This is a genomic window from Microvirga sp. HBU67558 (genome assembly GCF_018069605.1).
Lineage (GTDB): Bacteria > Pseudomonadota > Alphaproteobacteria > Rhizobiales > Beijerinckiaceae > Microvirga > Microvirga terrae.
In genome coordinates, this window is sequence record NZ_JAGPUP010000266.1 from 1 (window position 1) to 775 (window position 775).

1 pseudogene is annotated in these 775 nt (G+C 60.0%); it reads right to left on the reverse strand.

Annotation, left to right across the window (positions count from 1 at the left end):
- Window positions 1–122 precede the first annotated feature (122 nt).
- Window positions 123–527: pseudogene (locus KBI52_RS01155) on the reverse strand (ATP-binding protein); the annotation flags it as partial.
- Between the last annotated feature and the right edge of the window lie 248 nt (window positions 528–775).

Sequence of the window (775 nt, forward strand, 5' to 3'; positions counted from 1 at the left end):
CTGCCATGATCAGAGCGCCAAGGGTCAGCTCGGTGCGCATGTGATCGCGCATGGCCCACCCCACCTTTCAAGCGACATTCGGAACTAGACCCCTGGCGACAGATGGAACTAGACCCTCCGCATTAAGCTGATCCCTTCGGATCAGATACGGCAGCAGCCTTCAACAAACCGCTGCGACGTTTCTCCCGCAGGCGATAGCTGTCTCCCCGGATCATGAGCACATGGCTGTGGTGAAGCAGGCGATCCAAGATTGCCGTTGCCACGACAGCGTCTCCAAAAACCGATCCCCATTCGCCCACAGCGCGGTTGGACGTCACCAGCATCGCGCCTCGTTCATAGCGCCGGCAGACAAGCTGGAAGAACAGATGCGCTGCATCGGGCTCGAACGGCAGATACCCGAGTTCGTCGACAATCAGCAGCTTCGGTTTGGTATAGTGCATCAGACGCTCCTCAAGCCGTCCCTCGGCATGAGCCTTGGCCAACTGCGCCACCAGCGCGGGCGCAGGCACAAACAAGACCGTGTAGCCGGTAAGGCGCGGCGATCAGGGTGGAAGTTGAGCGGCAATCAGAATGAGAGGTGACGGTGCGATCCGTACGGATCGCACCGTCTGGCCGTCGCGGCCGACCGGGTAAGGAGTGGGGTTCTTCACGACCAAATGAGGAACCCAGCCTGTGCCCGGCCGCCACATCACCGACTGCCAGATGAGACTCTTGTATTTGATGGGCGTTGCGGGTCATTCCCACAGCATGAGGCCGGGATAGCTCGAATGAGACA